The following is a 16,147-nucleotide window of genomic DNA, read 5'->3' on the forward strand; positions in this document are numbered from 1 at the left end:
ATTTAATGATGAAAAGATAGCTCTTGTTTGATGGATTGTAAAGAATTAGCAAATAGTTCTGGTTCTTCTAGATCAGGAGAATGTGCTGAATTTGGAAACCAAATCATTTTCTTTATGGGTGCTTCAATAACATCACAATATTCTTGAACGAGTGCATACGGAGTTTGATAATCATAGCGACCAGAACAAAAATATACCGGAATAGATAAACTTGAAATAGACGAAAAGAAATCGATTGTCAGCATTTCTTCCCATAAAACGCCAGATTTTAAATTTCCTGCGAGAAACTTGAACCAATCTAATAGCGTATACTCAGGAGAAAAGAAACCTTTTCGTATGAAAGAAAAGGAAGATCCGTTTTGGATTGCGCCTCCAAATGTGCCAAGCCACTTTCTTTGAATAATAAGACGTCTCGTATCTAAAAATGGTGGTTTGCCTAATTTTAAAAGGGAAGCTAATGCTTTTTTATGATCATGTTTTTTGGCAGAATGAATTAAATGTTGATATAGCAATTCTTCATTTTGTTTCATATGTACAATTTGCCCTATACCGATGTAAGCCTCGATATATTTTGGATATTGATGTGCTATGTTAAGCCCAATAATACTTCCCCAAGAATGACCAGCGAGAAATAGTTTTTGTTTGTTGAACCTTTTAAGTACATATTGAATCACTTCTTTTGCATCGGAAACGAATTGTTCGATTGTGAAATTTGCTCCGAAATCTTTCATTGAAAAGGATTTACCTGCCCCGCGTTGATCCCAATTAATAACGATAAAGTGCTTCTCTAATTCTTTTTGGAAATGGCGAATAAATCCGATTTGTGCCATGCCAGGTCCGCCGTGACAGCATAATAAAATAGGCTGTTCTATGTTTTGACCACGCATGAGGAGGAATTGTTTTCGGTTGTTAATCATAACGCTTTCCATCGTAGCAATACTATTAGGAATGAGTTGTTTATTTTCATTATAGAACTGTGGGGTACAGCTACGAAAAAGCATATTGAAAACCTCCTTTTCTGAAATCGTATGAATCGCACAGGCTATTTATTTTGCATATACTGTTAGAAAATCATTGTAACATACCATGCTAGTGTCATTTCAACATGGGAGGAGGGGAAATTGTGACGATTGGAGAAATTATAGATTGTTTAAATAGACGTGAATCCATCGCTATTATAGCAAAGCGCCTTGAAATAAGTCCGTATACATTATCGAAGAAATTAAGGTGGATTGGATACGAGTATGATGGAGAACGGAAGAAACGTATTTTTGTAGGAGATGGAGAAGAACCACGTCACTTACAACTCCAAGAAGCGACCGCCCTTCAATATGCGAAAACAGATTATCAAGTATTAATTTATGAGCAATTACAAAGCATTTATGAATTATTAAGAAAGAGAGAAGAAGTAAGTGCACCAATTATGAGTAAAAGTACAGAAAAAAAGAAACGTACCTTCTCTATTAATAAAGAAATATTAGCAAGATTAGACATCATATCAGAATCAAAAGGGATTCAAAAATCTAAACTTGTAGAAGAGGCATTACAACAATTTTTACAGCAATATGACTTTAACAACACATCACATTTTGATAATTGAAGAAAAGGATACTGTGTTCATTATAAGAACGAGTATCCTTTTCTTTGTTTCATGTATATTACGGCTAGAATAAAGGATAAGTGCATATCCTTTGCAATGAAAAGTACAGAGTGCGTATTTCGAGCGTACTTAATTTATTTTTTGAATTCTACCATCAATAGTTGGTTGAATTGGCTCTTTTACTTGTTTTACATAATCAACTAGTGCTTCAAAGTCATTTGGACCAGTCTCTGCATTTTTACCATTTTTAAATGATACGAATCCATCACCACCAGAAGCTAAGAAAGCATTTGCAACTACGCTATACGTTTTAGATGGAGATAATTCTTCTCCATTTGTTAAGTGTATATTCGTAACCTTTTCACCGTTTGGTTTGCTTGCATCCCAAGTATATTGAACACCTGAAATTTGCAGCATTCTCGTTGTTCCTTTTTGCCATTGTTGATTTAAAATATCACGAATATCTTGACCTGTTAAATCTGCTTTAATCAACTGATTTCCAAAAGGTTGAATGCCGTACAATTCGCCCCATGTAATATCACCAGCGTCTAAGTCATTACGAATCCCACCAGGATTCATAAGTGCGATTTGAGTTTGCATCGTTTGGCGCTGTGCATCGGCAACTAAATTTCCAAGTGTAGATTCACCAGCATCGTTTTGTTTACGGTCAATAGGTGCTGTAGATTTTCCGACTACTTCATTTACAAGAGGTGCGATTTTTTCTTTATATTGATCTAACTTTTGTTTTACTTGTTTATCAGGTTCGACACCTTCATGGTATGTTGTAACAACTTCAGCTTTTTTCTTTACGATATCTTTTGTTTTACGGTCAATTGTTACATCTACGTCTGAGAAAGCCATCCCGTAAGAGTTCGCTTGTACGATAAGTTTATTATTAACAGTACCATTTACATACGTATGACTATGCCCACCGAAAATAACATCAACTTCTGGATCAGCTTCATTTGCAATTCGGTTAAGGTCGCCATTTGTTATACCAGATTCATCTGTCGTTCCGCCAACATGTGCAAGGACGACGATAGATTTAACACCGAGACGCTTTAATTGTTGCGTTGATTTATTAATCGCTTCCACTTCGTCAGTGATCTGTACATTTTTAAGCATAGTAGGCATAACGACATTTGGTGTATCAGTTGTAACGACACCAATGAATCCTACAGGAACACCATCTACCATTTTTACAGTAAATGGTGGTAAGAATAAGCGACCAGTTGATTTGTTATAGAAGTTTGCAGCGACATAAGGGAAGTTTGCTCCTTTGAAATTCCCTGTTTTTTCGTGGTAACCACCGTAAATGAGTCGTTTCATTTCATCGATGCCTTCATCAAATTCATGGTTTCCGATTGTACCTACATCAAATTTTAAGTCGTTTAAAAATTCAATCGTTGGTTCGTCTTGTAACAATGCTGAAACTGGTGGACTAGCTCCGACAATATCGCCAGCATGTACGAGAAGTGTATTAGTGTTTTGTTTTTTACGTTCTTTTAAATAAGTGGCTAAGTAATCAGCGCCACCAGCTTCTTTATTATTAATTTTTTTAACAGTATCTAGTTGTCCATGGAAATCATTAATGCCAAGCATTTGTACGTCTATGTAACGGTTTTGTTCGGCTGGAGTCTGAGATGGGGGAGCGGCGAATACACTTGAAAAAGTAATGGTGCTTAAAACTGCGACAGCGGGAATAATTTTTTTCCACATAATTCATTTCTCCTTTTTTTATAATCTGACATCATACGACATAATTTTAATAGATTCATAGGATTATATCTATATAAAAATTTAGTTTTTTTAAAAAATTAACAAATTTACAAATAATGAATAATAGAGTAATGAGCCTTTTTTATTGTCGATTTCAGCATGTATCCTCTATAATGGAGAAAAAAGTAAAAGGTGAGCGGTATGAAGAAAAAGAAACAAAGGCAAGTGCAAAGACAATCTCAAATGAACCAACCGAAGAAAGAATCACTTACATTAGGTGATCAATTAAATGATTCACTCATGCAACAATTAAAAAATAAGAAAAAAGAGTTACAAGTGAGAGAAGAGAAAAAAGAGGCAGCAGAACTGGAAAGAAAGCGTCAAGAGCAAAAAGAACGTGAAAAGAATAAATCATTTGAAGAACTGTTAAGTGAAAGTAATCTTACTTGGAAAGACTTTAAATAATAACGAAAATGATCAGTGTATATCGCTGGTCATTTTTTTGACGAGCTTGTAAGAAAAGGGGAGTTAAAATGAGAAAAATTGTAGTCGTACCATATGAAAATCATTGGATTGAAAAATTTCAAATGGAAGCCGAAAGATTGAAGTCTGTGCTGCCAGAAACAGTGGAGATTCATCATATTGGCAGTACATCAGTGCCAGGACTAGCAGCTAAACCTATTATCGATATGATTATGGAGGTAGAAAGTATCGATCGTGTAGATCGTTGGAATGAAAGATTTAAAGAGCTTGGTTACATCGTAAAAGGAGAAAATGGTATTTCAAGACGCCGTTATTTTATTCATGGAACGGAGGAAAAACGCTCGTATCACTTACACGTGTTTGAAAAAGGAAATCCTGAGATAGTAAGGCATTTAGCGTTTCGTGATTATATGATGGCGCATTGTGAAGAAGCAAAGGCGTATGCAGTTTTAAAGAGAGAACTAGCCGAAAAATATACATATGATGGCACGTTATATACGGAAGGGAAAAACGAGTTTGTACGTAATATTGATGAAAAAGCAAAAGAATGGAGAAAAGGAAACGTAAATAATTGAGTTCGTATTTTTAGTGTATAAAATTATTATGTCAACTATACGTATATTTTGACTTTTTGGATGAATCTTGTTGAAATAAAGTAGTGGTTTATAAAATGTAACAATGAAAGGGAGAACGACTGTGCATATTCCAACAACTACACTTCATAATGGCGTGAAAATGCCGATGATTGGTCTAGGCGTCTATAAAGCGAAAGAAGGCGAAGAAGTAAAGCAAGCAGTAAAAACAGCGTTAGAAGTTGGATACCGTTCGATTGATACAGCAGCTGTATATGAAAATGAAAGCGGTGTCGGTGAGGCAGTTCGTGAATCAGGAATTCCGAGAGAAGACATATTTATTACAACAAAAGTTTGGAACGACGATCAAGGATACGAGGAGACACTCGAAGCATTTGAAAACAGCTTAAAGAAATTACAGATGGACTATGTAGATTTATATTTAATCCACTGGCCAATTAGAGGGAAGTATATTGAAACGTACCGAGCTTTAGAAAAATTGTATGAAGAAGGTAAAGTACGCGCGATTGGTGTTTCTAATTTTCATAAACATCATTTAGAACTGTTATTACCAAATTGTAAAGTGAAGCCTATGGTAAACCAAGTGGAACTTCACCCCATGTTAACACAATTTGAATTGCGTAATTTCTGTGAAGGTGAGCAAATTCAAATGGAAGCGTGGAGTCCGTTAATGAGGGGCGGCGAAGTATTCGAGCACCCAATTATTCAGGGGATTGCTAACAAATATGAAAAAACACCCGCACAAGTTATATTACGATGGGATATTCAAAGTGGGATAGTAACGATTCCTAAATCTGTGACACCATCTCGTATTCAGGAGAATTTTACTATCTTTGATTTCTCATTAACTGAAGAAGAGATGAATCAAATTAATACGTTAAATCGCAATTTACATGTAGGAACGAATCCGGACAAATATGATACGTTATAAAAAAGACTGCCTCCTAATGTTTAATGTTGGGGGCAGTCATCTGTTTTTATCAGTAAATCGATATTTTAACGGTGCAAGGCATATGAATCATGCTTAACGATTTTTTGAAGTTGTATATATTCTTCTTTTGTTACAGGTAACTGTTGGCAAGCGTGTACATTTATCTGTAATTGTTGAATAGAGCTTGCACCAGGTATAACAGCTGCAACAGTTTCGTTATGTAAGCAATAGTGAATAGCTGTTCCTGTTAAAGATTTTTCTCCGATAACTGCTTTTACACTCCCGAGTGTAGTGTTTAATTCATCGTAAGAATAAGAGAGATAGTCCTTTTCTTTTACTCTTTCTATCTTTCTTGCATTGTTGTCAGTTAAAATCCCTTTCGCAAGTGGTCCGCGGGCAATGACACTAATTTGGTGTTCATTAAGAAGTGGGAACCATTCTTCTGGACGACGATTTAAAAGGCTATATTCCATTAGTACACTAACGATATTTGAGCGTTTTGCATACTCACGGATGACATTTGGACGTATAGAAGAAATACCGTAATGGCGAATAATACCTTCTTTTTTCAATTCTTCAAAAGCTTCAATAGTTTCATCTATCGGATCTTCCAGCGTTCCGCCATGAAGTTGATAAAGGTCAATATAATCAGTTTGAAGTCTACGTAAACTTTCTTTTACTTCGGCTTTTATGTAGGCTTTAGAAGGGTCCCAAGCCCAGCCGTTTTTTTCTTCTGTCCATCGATTTCCAACCTTTGTTGTAAGAACAATTTGGTCTCGTTTTCCCTTCAATGCTTTTCCAACAAATTCTTCGTTTAATCCATAATCATATAAATCCGCTGTGTCAAAAAAATTGATTCCTAAATCGATTGCTTCATCGATAATGCGCATAGCTTCTGTTTCAGATGTGCCGAGAGACATACAGCCAAGTCCCATTTCTGTCACAAATAAATCTGAGTTTCCTAATTGACGTTTTTTCATAAGTCAACCTCCTTTCCTTTATTGTACGAAAGGGAAAAGAGGTTGACAAACGTTTACTTTTTATTCGCTGTAATCCACTCTTGTACGGTTGTATACTCTTTGCCATATTGTTTTAGTTTATGGCGAATTTGCCATGCTTTGCCGACTAACGTGATGCGATTTGGTAAAATATAAACTTTCATTTCTATCACGCTCCTTTCAATGTGGTAAAATGTATGAAGAAAGAATAGGAAATAGAACAGGGAGATGAAATAGTATGAGTAATCTTGCAGAGAGAACGGTAAAAACTGAGCCGATTTTTGATGGTAGAGTTATAAAAGTTCGTGTTGATGATGTAGTATTACCAAATGGAGAAATGAGTAAACGTGAAATCGTAAATCACCCTGGTGCAGTTGCTATTATTGCTATTACTGATGAGGGGAAAATTGTGCTTGTTGAGCAGTACCGTAAAGCGCTTGAGAAGGCGATTATTGAAATTCCTGCTGGGAAATTAGAACCTGGGGAAAAGCCAGAGGTGACAGCAGTTCGTGAATTAGAAGAAGAAACAGGATATGTATGTGAAAATATGGAGCTCATTACTTCTTTCTATACATCTCCAGGATTTGCAGATGAAATTTTATATGTATATAAAGCGACAGGTTTGACAAAAAAAGAAAATAAAGCAGCTTTAGATGAAGATGAGTTTGTGGAATTAATGGAAGTATCATTAGAAGAAGCGATTGATCTTATGAAAGACCTTCGTATCCATGATGCGAAGACGATGTTCGCTGTGCAATATTTACAATTACAAAAATAAAACACTCGCCAAAGGCGAGTGTTTTTTAATTGATTTTTGCATATACACGTGCATCACGTAAGCTACCATCTGGCGCAAGGAAATCATTTTCCATTGTACCTTCTAGAATAAATTCTAAACGTTCTGCTAAGTTACATGCATTGGCATTTGTTGCATCAGTACGAATTTCAATCCTTCTAGCACCTAGCTTATCAAAGGCAAATTGAATGGCACCTTTAACAGCTTCAGTCATATAGCCTTGTTTTGTATAAGCACTATGGAGCCAAAAATGAAGTGAAAACTTTGGAATATCCCAGTTTTCAGGCTTGAGCGTAATAGCTCCGATGAATGTACCGGATACTTTATCGTATAAGTGAAAATCAAGTGTTTCACGAAGTAAAAACTGCCCGTGAGCGTTACGAACGATTTCTTCAGCACTCTCTTCTGTTTCAGCGTTAATTGGCATCCATGGTACTAAGTCTTCTAGAGAAGCTTGGATTGCTTCATATACTTCTGCACCATCACCTGGAAACGGCTTGCGAACTTGTAAGCGTTCAGTTTGAAATAATGTTGGAAAATCTAATAATAATGGTTTCAAGAGAAATCCCTCCTATTCTCTACTTTTTAGTTTAGCAAAGTAGAGCGGAATTTCAATGTTAATTCGTCATACTTTTTTTCTTTCTTTCATACATTTTTAGTAAGAGTGTGAACGGAGGGAAGAAAAATGTGGCGAAAAACTTGGCAAAACCGCGTAATGTCTCACATACAGGAAAACTCTTCATTATATATATTTAATGCTGTTTTATTATTGATGGGAGTAATATTTGGAGCTATTCTTGTGAATAGTTTACAAATGAATCAAAAGCAAGATTTATCATTTTATTTACAACGTTTTTTTGGACAAGTTTCTAAAGGAGAATTTGCTATTGCAGGCGAAATGTTTCGAGAAAGTTACTTTTCGCAATTAAAATATATCGGCTTTATTTGGATTTTAGGGATTTCAATTATTGGGTTGCCCCTCATTTTTATTTTATTATTTGTAAAAGGAGTAGTTGTTGGATTTACAGTAGGTTTTTTAGTAAGTCAGCACGGATGGAATGGATTATTATTAGCATTTGTATCTGTATTGCCGCAAAATTTAATTATCATTCCAGTCTTTCTCGTTATGACAACAATTGCTGCAAGCTTTTCCTTACGTATGATTAGGCATCAGTTTATTAGGAAAATAACCGAGCCACTATTACCATTATTAATTCGTTATACATGCTTCTTTCTAGTGATCGGAGTGGTGTTAGCTCTTGCTTCTAGCGTTGAAGCATATGCATCACCAGTTTTAATGAAAGAAGTTGTTGAGGCTATTAACAAAAAATAAATACTTTTTGAGAATAATTATCAATTTGTTTTTATTGTTTTTCTTTTGACAGAAGCCCTTCTTCTGATATAATGGTGTAAGAGTGGCGAGGAGGGAGTAGTACCGAATGGAAGAAAGAATTGAACGAATTAAGAAGCAATTACATGCAGCGAGCTATAAATTAACACCGCAACGTGAAGCAACAGTTCGTGTGCTGCTAGAAAATGAAGAAGATCATTTAAGCGCAGAAGATGTTTACCTCCTTGTAAAAGAAAAGTCGCCAGAGATCGGATTAGCAACCGTCTATCGAACTTTAGAGTTATTATCTGAGTTAAAAGTTGTCGATAAGATTAACTTCGGAGACGGTGTTTCACGCTATGACTTACGCCAAGAAGGTGCGCAGCGTTTCCACCATCATTTGATTTGTACACAATGTGGTGCTGTACAAGAAATACAAGAAGATTTACTTGGTGAAGTGGAAAGGAAAGTAGAACGAGATTGGAGCTTTAAGGTAAAAGATCATCGTTTAACATTCCATGGGATTTGTAAAAACTGTCAAGAAAATGAAACGGATGAAAAATAACCTTTTCCTATTTATCTAGGAAGAGGTTTTTTATTTGAATAAGGTATAAATTGGTGAAAGCTTGGCATATGTTGTAATAACTTATATTTTGGAGGAATTTACAATGCGCCGAGCTTTAAAATTAACTTTTGATGGAATAAAAGTATTTTTATTATTTACAAGTTGTACGATTTTGTTTTATTTCGCTATACTATGGATAAATGAAGAATACGAAAGCTATCATCGTTATGAAAAGCCAAAAGAAGAGACTGTAGAAAAAGTATCAGGGAATGAAGAACCGGCAAAGGATGCTTTCGTAAATAGAATGATGTTTTTCTATGAAAATGGGGAGTAGTGTAGATTGGAAGATCAATTAAAAGATTTTATTCATTATATGATTGTCGAAAAGGGATTAGCGAAAAATACAGTAGTATCTTATGAACGTGATTTAAAAAGCTATGTAAAGTATTTGCAAAATGTAGAACAGATGAAAACCTTTCATGAAGTGACACGTTTGCATATTGTTAACTTTTTGCAGTATTTAAAAGAAAACGGAAAATCTTCGAAAACATTAGCACGTCATATTGCATCAATTCGTTCATTTCACCAATTTTTACTTCGTGAAAGAGCGGTAGAGCACGACCCATCAGTACATATCGAAACGCCGCAAGGAGAACGAAAGTTACCAAAAGTATTATCAATCGATGAAGTAGAGGCGTTACTGCAGACACCAAAAATGACAAGTGCTTTTGGGATTCGTGATAAGGCAATGCTAGAGTTATTGTATGCAACAGGACTTCGTGTTTCAGAATTAATTGCTTTAAATTTAGAAGATGTACATTTAACGATGGGATTTGTTCGCTGCATTGGGAAAGGGAATAAAGAAAGAATTATTCCATTAGGAAGTTTAGCGACAGAAGCGATTCAAAAGTACATTGAAAAAGGAAGAAGAGAATTGATGGGTAAAAAAGTAGTAGATGCACTATTTTTAAACCATCACGGTAATCGATTATCAAGGCAAGGTTTTTGGAAAATATTAAAACGATTAGCGAAAGAAGCGAATATTGAAAAAGAACTTACACCTCATACGTTACGTCATTCTTTTGCTACGCATTTATTAGAAAATGGGGCAGATTTACGTGCTGTACAAGAAATGCTTGGACATGCAGATATTTCAACGACGCAAATTTATACGCACGTTTCAAAAGCTAGATTAAAAGATGTATATAAACAGTTTCATCCGAGAGCATAGTTACTATGCTCTTTTTTCATAGATTAGGAAGAGTAAGCCGTTTCACAGAAACTTCACAAACATTTCGTATATTGTTTTCAGCAGAAGACTGGAATATTACAATGTATTTCCTCTATACTAAATAAAGTATAAAGGAGGAAATGATGATGAAAAAACTGATTATAACTTTATTTATCGCGATGCTAGCGTTGGCTGGCTGTAATACAAACAAAGAAGAACCGAAAAAAGAAAAGAAACTTGAAGCTATAAAAGTAGCATTTCAAACGAATCCGAAAGAAATTAAACCTGGTGAAAAAACAGAAGTACAAGCACTTGTTACACAAGGAAAAGAAAAAGTAACGGATGCTGATGACGTAAAGTTTGAGATTTGGAAAGATGGCGACGAGAAACACGAGATGTTAGATGGTAAGCATAAAGGAAAAGGTGTTTATGCTGTAGATAAAATATTTGAAACTGATGGAGTATACCATATTATTCCTCATACAAATGCACGTGATATGCACGTTATGGAAGAACACAAAGTTGCTGTAGGGAATGCGAAAGTAGAAGATGCGAAAAAAGAAGAGGCACATGGTAATCATAAAAGTGACACAATGATTCATCTTATGGCTGGTGACATAAAAGCAAATGCTGAATCAACGATGAAAGTTCATTTAAATCAAAAAGAAGAAGCGTTAACTGGTGCTGAAGTGCAACTTGAGATTTGGAAAGATGGCGTTGAAAAGCACGAATTTATTCCAGCAAAAGAAGGGAATAAAGGAGAGTATGAAAGTAAACATACTTTCAAAGAAAACGGTGCTTACAAAGTGAAAGTACATGTAAGAAAAGGCGAACTGCATGAACATAAAGAAGAAACAGTAGAAGTAAAATAAAAAGTAGCTCTTTAGAGCTGCTTTTTATTTTTATATGAGGAAATAAATCATAAAATAATTAGCACTTCTTCGCAGAATGGATTACAATAGAAGTGTGAATAAAATAAGAAATTCTACGAAAATGTATTAAAAAGAAAGCGTAAACATGTTATGATATCAATATCAGATGTCTGACATCTGACTTAGAAAAAACTAGAAATGTTTTTGAGTCGTTTCAAGTAAAACGAAATAGGTTAGAGAATGATTTAAAGAAGTACTGTTTGACAATGAGAAGGAAAGAGAATTCTTATGAATAACAGTTTCACTTTATAGCGTTTTGAACATACTACAAGAAGTAGAACTGAACTTATAGGAGGTCGCAGTTATGAATAAATATAAACGTATATTCCTAGTCGTAATGGACTCTGTAGGAATCGGTGAAGCACCAGATGCTGAACAATTTGGTGATCTAGGTTCTGACACAATTGGTCACATTGCTGAACATATGAATGGATTACAAATGCCAAACATGGTGAAATTAGGTCTTGGTAACATTCGTGAAATGAAAGGTATTTCTAAAGTAGAGAAACCACTTGGATATTACACAAAGATGCAAGAAAAATCTACTGGTAAAGATACAATGACAGGGCACTGGGAAATCATGGGCCTTTACATTGATACACCATTCCAAGTGTTCCCTGAAGGATTCCCGAAAGAATTACTTGATGAATTAGAAGAAAAAACAGGCCGTAAAATTATCGGTAATAAGCCAGCTTCTGGAACTGAGATCCTTGATGAACTTGGTCAAGAGCAAATGGAAACAGGCTCTTTAATTGTTTACACTTCTGCAGATAGCGTACTACAAATTGCAGCACACGAAGAAGTAGTACCACTTGATGAGTTATATGAAATTTGCAAAATTGCACGTGAATTAACACTAGATGAGAAGTACATGGTAGGTCGTGTTATCGCTCGTCCATTCGTTGGAGAACCAGGGAAATTCACACGTACACCAAATCGTCATGACTATGCATTAAAACCATTTGGTCGCACAGTAATGAATGAATTAAAAGATAGCGACTATGATGTTATTGCTATCGGTAAAATCTCTGATATTTATGATGGTGAAGGGGTAACGGAATCACTTCGTACGAAGTCTAATATGGATGGAATGGATAAGCTTGTAGATACATTGAACATGGACTTTACAGGTCTTAGCTTCTTAAACTTAGTTGACTTTGATGCATTATTTGGTCACCGCCGTGATCCACAAGGATATGGAGAAGCACTGCAAGAATATGATGCACGTCTTCCAGAAGTATTCGAAAAACTAAAAGAAGATGATTTATTATTAATTACAGCAGACCATGGTAATGATCCAGTACATCCTGGTACTGATCATACACGTGAATATGTACCGTTATTAGCATATAGCCCAAGCATGAAAGAAGGCGGACAAGAATTACCACTTCGTCAAACATTTGCTGATATTGGTGCAACTGTAGCAGAAAACTTCGGTGTGAAAATGCCAGAATACGGAACAAGCTTCTTAAACGAGCTAAAGAAATAGGGGGATAAACAAATGAATCGTGAACTTATTACAAAATCAGCTTCATACTTAAAAGAGAAATTTCAAGAAACGCCACAAGTAGGACTAATCCTTGGATCTGGACTAGGCGTATTAGCAGATGAAATCGAAAATGCGGTAACAGTGCCTTACAGCGAAATTCCTGAATTCCCAGTATCAACTGTAGAAGGACATGCAGGTCAATTAGTATTCGGTACACTTCAAGGTGTAACAGTAGTAGCAATGCAAGGACGTTTCCATTTCTACGAAGGATATGACATGCAAAAAGTAACATTCCCAGTTCGTGTTATGAAAGAGTTAGGTGTAGAAACTGTTGTTGTAACGAACGCGGCTGGTGGTGTAAATACATCGTTCGAGCCAGGTGACCTTATGTTAATTTCAGATCACATTAACTTCATGGGTACGAATCCATTAATCGGACCAAATGATTCTGAAATGGGTGTACGTTTCCCTGATATGTCTACATCATATACGACAGAACTTCGCGAAATGGCGAAACAAGTTGCAGCAGACTTAAACATTAAAGTACAAGAAGGTGTATACGTTGGAATGACAGGTCCTGTATATGAAACACCTGCTGAAATTCGTATGCTTCGTACACTTGGCGGAGATGCAGTTGGTATGTCAACAGTACCTGAAGTAATTGTAGCTCGTCATGCTGGTATGAAAGTACTAGGTATTTCTTGTATTTCAAACATGGCAGCTGGTATTTTAGATCAGCCACTTCACCATGATGAAGTAATTGAAACGACAGAACGTGTTAAAGCAAACTTCTTAGCATTAGTAAAAGCTATCGTAAAACAAATGAAGGGGTGACCTCACAATGAGAATGGTGGACCTAATTGCAAAAAAACGTGATGGACAAGCATTAACGACAGAAGAAATTAACTTTATTGTTGAAGGATATACAAATGGTGATATTCCTGATTATCAAGTAAGTTCACTTGCAATGGCAATTTTCTTCCAAGATATGAATGATCAAGAACGTGCAGATTTAACGATGGCAATGGTAAATAGCGGTGATACAATTGACTTATCAGCCATTGAAGGGGTAAAAGTAGATAAGCATTCAACAGGTGGAGTTGGTGATACAACGACACTTGTATTAGGTCCATTAGTAGCTGCTTTAGGTGTACCAGTTGCGAAAATGTCTGGGCGTGGTTTAGGACATACTGGTGGCACGATTGATAAATTAGAAGCAGTTCCAGGATTCCATGTGGAAATTGAAAATGATGAATTCATGCGTCTTGTAAATGAAAATAAAATTGCTGTTATCGGTCAAAGTGGAAACTTAACACCTGCTGATAAAAAATTGTATGCACTTCGTGATGTAACAGCAACAGTAAACTCAATTCCGCTTATTGCAAGCTCGATTATGAGTAAAAAAATTGCTGCTGGTGCAGATGCAATTGTTCTTGATGTGAAAACTGGAGCAGGTGCATTTATGAAAACAGATGAAGATGCAAAACGTTTAGCAGAAGCAATGGTACGTATCGGTAATAACGTTGGCCGTAATACGATGGCTGTTATTTCTGATATGAGTCAACCACTTGGTGAGGCTATTGGTAACGCATTAGAAGTACAAGAAGCAATTGATACATTACAAGGTAAGGGACCGAAAGATTTAGAAGAGTTATGTTTAACACTTGGAAGTCAAATGGTATACCTTGCTGGGCAAGCTTCATCTTTAGAAGATGCGCGTGAAAAGTTAATTGAAGTGATGAACAACGGTAAAGCGTTAGAATCATTTAAAACGTTTTTATCAGCACAAGGCGGAGATGCATCTGTTGTTGATGATCCTTCTAAATTGCCACAAGCACAATTTAAAATTGAAGTAGAAGCGAAAAAAGACGGTTATGTATCGGAAATCGTTGCAGATGAAATCGGAACAGCAGCAATGCTTTTAGGAGCAGGACGTGCAACGAAAGAATCTGAAATTGATTTAGCAGTTGGCTTAATGCTTCGTAAAAAAGTAGGGGATAGCGTGAAAAAAGGTGACTCCCTTGTTACGATTTACGCAAACCGTGAAAATGTTGAAGATGTAAAAGCGAAAATTTATGAGAACATGAAAATCTCTAAAGAACACGTAGATGCACCAACTTTAGTACACGGAATTGTAACGAAGTAATAAAGTGAAACTTTAATCAGCGTGGGCTTTATCCCCACTGATTATTACCCTTCACTAACCGGGCGTTTATGAGCAGTTGATCCCAGACCTAACTTCTTTGCTTTCGCTGAATGTTGAGGTAGGGGTCTTACTGTACGTTAATATGGGATAAAAAAAGGCTGAGGAGATTTCTCCTTGGCTTTTTTTACTATTTTTTGTTTATAATAATAGTGGGTGAAATTATGATTAGAATATGTGCAGTAACAAAAACAGATGAAGTATTATATGACGTTTCGCTAGAAGAAACAACGAAAGACCATATTGTATGGTATTGGCTAGATTTATATAAGCCAACGAAAGAAGAGTATACATATATTTTGCAAGACCATTTTAAGTTCCATCCCCTTGCAATTGAAGACTGTATAGAATATGTACAGAGGCCAAAGGTTGATTTTTATGATGGATATAATTTTTTAGTTCTCCATGGATTTGGTGAGGATGGATTAGAACCGCATGAAATCGATTTATTTATTAGTGATCGTTATATTGTTTCTTTCCATTTTTCTCATAACAATGCAATCGAAAGAGTATGGAAAACACTTGGCGAAAAAAAACGTATTAAGAAAGGTCCTTTGCATGTGGCACATACAATTATTGACCAAATTGTAGATGACTATTTCGCACCTGTTTATTACATTGAAGACCATTTAAATGCGATTGATGATAATTTAACGGGTGAGACAGCAGGAAGCGTGTTAGAAGAGGTATTTGATATACGTGCGGATTTATCTAAGCTAAGGCGGACAATTATTCCGATGCGTGATTTATTGTATCGTATTTTAAATTCAACTCGTTTTTACGGCATAAGTGATCATGAGATTTACTTTAAAGATATACATGACCATTTGCTTAAATTAACTGAAATGATTGAAGCGAGCCGAGAGTTGACGGCAGATATTCGGGATAGCTACTTTTCATTAAACTCACATCATATGAATAACATTATGAAAACATTAACTGTTTTCTCTACTATTTTCATGCCACTAACATTTATTGCAGGAGTATATGGAATGAACTTTTCACATATGCCAGAGCTTGGTGGGAAGTATAGTTATTTTATTTGTTTGTTGTTAATGGCGTTAATTGGTGGCGGAATGATGGCCTGGTTTTATAAAAAAGGATGGTTTAAGTAAAAAACACCGAGGTATTCACCTCGGTGTTTTTTTCAGGCTGTGGAGAAAGTCTTCTCCACAGCCTGTTTATGTGTCTGAACCTCTCTTTATGTGTCAACACTGATAAAAAAGAGGTAAAGGAGAGATTTTTTATGATGGGTGCTTTAAAAAATCATCGTGATG

19 protein-coding genes are annotated in these 16,147 nt (G+C 35.7%); 14 read left to right on the plus strand and 5 right to left on the minus strand.

The features are described from left to right. Positions 1-2: 2 nt before the first annotated feature. Positions 3-1,001, minus strand: a complete 999-nt coding sequence (locus tag DPQ31_RS22300) for an alpha/beta fold hydrolase (RefSeq protein ID WP_000898944.1) — start codon at positions 999-1,001, stop codon at positions 3-5. Positions 1,002-1,123: 122 nt separating this feature from the next. Here DPQ31_RS22300 and DPQ31_RS22305 point away from each other — a divergent pair, with 122 nt between their 5' ends. Further along, entirely contained in the window at positions 1,124-1,600 is a 477-nt protein-coding gene (locus tag DPQ31_RS22305; RefSeq protein WP_000151924.1) for a ribbon-helix-helix domain-containing protein, read from the plus strand. A 129-nt stretch (positions 1,601-1,729) separates the two neighbouring features. On the opposite strand, the gene DPQ31_RS22310 is transcribed toward DPQ31_RS22305, so the two are convergent. Next, complete coding sequence (locus tag DPQ31_RS22310) at positions 1,730-3,319, minus strand: bifunctional metallophosphatase/5'-nucleotidase (RefSeq protein ID WP_208731016.1); 1,590 nt, start codon at positions 3,317-3,319, stop codon at positions 1,730-1,732. 201 nt (positions 3,320-3,520) lie between these two features. On the opposite strand from DPQ31_RS22310, the gene DPQ31_RS22315 reads away from it, so the two are divergent. From DPQ31_RS22315 to DPQ31_RS22325, 3 genes are all read left to right on the plus strand, one after another. Continuing rightward, a complete protein-coding gene (locus DPQ31_RS22315; RefSeq protein ID WP_000727568.1) occupies positions 3,521-3,784 on the plus strand; it encodes a YqkE family protein in 264 nt (87 codons plus the stop codon). 68 nt (positions 3,785-3,852) lie between these two features. Beyond that, positions 3,853-4,377 (plus strand): GrpB family protein, encoded by a 525-nt coding sequence (locus tag DPQ31_RS22320; RefSeq protein WP_001227193.1) that lies wholly within the window; start codon positions 3,853-3,855, stop codon positions 4,375-4,377. A gap of 121 nt (positions 4,378-4,498) precedes the next feature. Beyond that, positions 4,499-5,326, plus strand: coding sequence for an aldo/keto reductase (locus DPQ31_RS22325; RefSeq protein WP_087969730.1), 828 nt, complete (start codon positions 4,499-4,501; stop codon positions 5,324-5,326). A gap of 65 nt (positions 5,327-5,391) precedes the next feature. Here DPQ31_RS22325 and DPQ31_RS22330 read toward each other — a convergent pair whose 3' ends face one another. Next, the gene (locus tag DPQ31_RS22330) at positions 5,392-6,306 is read right to left on the minus strand and encodes an aldo/keto reductase (RefSeq protein WP_208731018.1); all 915 of its coding nucleotides are present in this window, start codon (positions 6,304-6,306) and stop codon (positions 5,392-5,394) included. A 53-nt stretch (positions 6,307-6,359) separates the two neighbouring features. Next, positions 6,360-6,488: a Z-ring formation inhibitor MciZ gene (gene mciZ / locus DPQ31_RS22335; RefSeq protein WP_000870289.1), complete on the minus strand. Its 129-nt coding sequence runs from the start codon at positions 6,486-6,488 to the stop codon at positions 6,360-6,362. Between the two features lie 74 nt (positions 6,489-6,562). Between mciZ and DPQ31_RS22340 the strand changes: the two genes are divergently transcribed. Then, on the plus strand, positions 6,563-7,102 hold the full coding sequence (locus DPQ31_RS22340) for an NUDIX domain-containing protein (RefSeq protein WP_000067046.1): 540 nt from the start codon (positions 6,563-6,565) through the stop codon (positions 7,100-7,102). A gap of 25 nt (positions 7,103-7,127) precedes the next feature. On the opposite strand, the gene DPQ31_RS22345 is transcribed toward DPQ31_RS22340, so the two are convergent. Beyond that, complete coding sequence (locus DPQ31_RS22345; RefSeq protein ID WP_100061041.1) at positions 7,128-7,679, minus strand: GNAT family N-acetyltransferase; 552 nt, start codon at positions 7,677-7,679, stop codon at positions 7,128-7,130. 126 nt (positions 7,680-7,805) lie between these two features. Here DPQ31_RS22345 and spoIIM point away from each other — a divergent pair, with 126 nt between their 5' ends. From spoIIM to corA, 9 genes are all read left to right on the plus strand, one after another. Continuing rightward, the gene (gene spoIIM / locus DPQ31_RS22350; protein WP_000269108.1) at positions 7,806-8,453 is read left to right on the plus strand and encodes a stage II sporulation protein M; all 648 of its coding nucleotides are present in this window, start codon (positions 7,806-7,808) and stop codon (positions 8,451-8,453) included. 106 nt (positions 8,454-8,559) lie between these two features. Beyond that, positions 8,560-9,015 (plus strand): ferric iron uptake transcriptional regulator, encoded by a 456-nt coding sequence (locus DPQ31_RS22355; protein ID WP_000392657.1) that lies wholly within the window; start codon positions 8,560-8,562, stop codon positions 9,013-9,015. 103 nt (positions 9,016-9,118) lie between these two features. Further along, positions 9,119-9,349 carry a YqzK family protein gene (locus DPQ31_RS22360; RefSeq protein ID WP_001250432.1) on the plus strand — a complete coding sequence of 77 codons (231 nt, stop codon included), beginning with the start codon at positions 9,119-9,121 and terminating at the stop codon, positions 9,347-9,349. A gap of 6 nt (positions 9,350-9,355) precedes the next feature. Further along, entirely contained in the window at positions 9,356-10,246 is an 891-nt protein-coding gene (gene xerD / locus DPQ31_RS22365) for a site-specific tyrosine recombinase XerD (protein WP_000390076.1), read from the plus strand. A gap of 146 nt (positions 10,247-10,392) precedes the next feature. After that, positions 10,393-11,118 (plus strand): FixH family protein, encoded by a 726-nt coding sequence (locus DPQ31_RS22370; protein WP_208731020.1) that lies wholly within the window; start codon positions 10,393-10,395, stop codon positions 11,116-11,118. Between the two features lie 364 nt (positions 11,119-11,482). Next, positions 11,483-12,667, plus strand: coding sequence for a phosphopentomutase (deoB, locus tag DPQ31_RS22375; protein ID WP_001046072.1), 1,185 nt, complete (start codon positions 11,483-11,485; stop codon positions 12,665-12,667). A 12-nt stretch (positions 12,668-12,679) separates the two neighbouring features. Next, a complete protein-coding gene (locus DPQ31_RS22380) occupies positions 12,680-13,501 on the plus strand; it encodes a purine-nucleoside phosphorylase (protein WP_001078444.1) in 822 nt (273 codons plus the stop codon). 7 nt (positions 13,502-13,508) lie between these two features. Beyond that, positions 13,509-14,813 (plus strand): pyrimidine-nucleoside phosphorylase, encoded by a 1,305-nt coding sequence (locus DPQ31_RS22385; protein ID WP_097958018.1) that lies wholly within the window; start codon positions 13,509-13,511, stop codon positions 14,811-14,813. Positions 14,814-15,022: 209 nt separating this feature from the next. Next, positions 15,023-15,985: a magnesium/cobalt transporter CorA gene (gene corA / locus DPQ31_RS22390; protein WP_002039517.1), complete on the plus strand. Its 963-nt coding sequence runs from the start codon at positions 15,023-15,025 to the stop codon at positions 15,983-15,985. Positions 15,986-16,147: the final 162 nt, after the last annotated feature.

Source organism: Bacillus sp. COPE52, from assembly GCF_003355115.1.
In the GTDB taxonomy this organism is placed as follows: Bacteria; Bacillota; Bacilli; order Bacillales; family Bacillaceae_G; genus Bacillus_A; species Bacillus_A toyonensis.

Bases quoted from the DNA above. Each gene is read 5' to 3' on its own strand.
- deoB (WP_001046072.1), top strand. From the start codon at position 11,483: ATGAATAAATATAAACGTATATTCCTAGTCGTAATGGACTCTGTAGGA.
- DPQ31_RS22330 (WP_208731018.1), bottom strand. From the start codon at position 6,306: ATGAAAAAACGTCAATTAGGAAACTCAGATTTATTTGTGACAGAAATG.
- DPQ31_RS22300 (WP_000898944.1), bottom strand. From the start codon at position 1,001: ATGCTTTTTCGTAGCTGTACCCCACAGTTCTATAATGAAAATAAACAA.
- DPQ31_RS22340 (WP_000067046.1), top strand. From the start codon at position 6,563: ATGAGTAATCTTGCAGAGAGAACGGTAAAAACTGAGCCGATTTTTGAT.
- DPQ31_RS22315 (WP_000727568.1), top strand. From the start codon at position 3,521: ATGAAGAAAAAGAAACAAAGGCAAGTGCAAAGACAATCTCAAATGAAC.
- DPQ31_RS22385 (WP_097958018.1), top strand. From the start codon at position 13,509: ATGAGAATGGTGGACCTAATTGCAAAAAAACGTGATGGACAAGCATTA.
- DPQ31_RS22310 (WP_208731016.1), bottom strand. From the start codon at position 3,319: ATGTGGAAAAAAATTATTCCCGCTGTCGCAGTTTTAAGCACCATTACT.
- DPQ31_RS22360 (WP_001250432.1), top strand. From the start codon at position 9,119: ATGCGCCGAGCTTTAAAATTAACTTTTGATGGAATAAAAGTATTTTTA.
- DPQ31_RS22380 (WP_001078444.1), top strand. From the start codon at position 12,680: ATGAATCGTGAACTTATTACAAAATCAGCTTCATACTTAAAAGAGAAA.
- DPQ31_RS22355 (WP_000392657.1), top strand. From the start codon at position 8,560: ATGGAAGAAAGAATTGAACGAATTAAGAAGCAATTACATGCAGCGAGC.
- mciZ (WP_000870289.1), bottom strand. From the start codon at position 6,488: ATGAAAGTTTATATTTTACCAAATCGCATCACGTTAGTCGGCAAAGCA.
- DPQ31_RS22370 (WP_208731020.1), top strand. From the start codon at position 10,393: ATGAAAAAACTGATTATAACTTTATTTATCGCGATGCTAGCGTTGGCT.
- DPQ31_RS22320 (WP_001227193.1), top strand. From the start codon at position 3,853: ATGAGAAAAATTGTAGTCGTACCATATGAAAATCATTGGATTGAAAAA.
- spoIIM (WP_000269108.1), top strand. From the start codon at position 7,806: ATGTGGCGAAAAACTTGGCAAAACCGCGTAATGTCTCACATACAGGAA.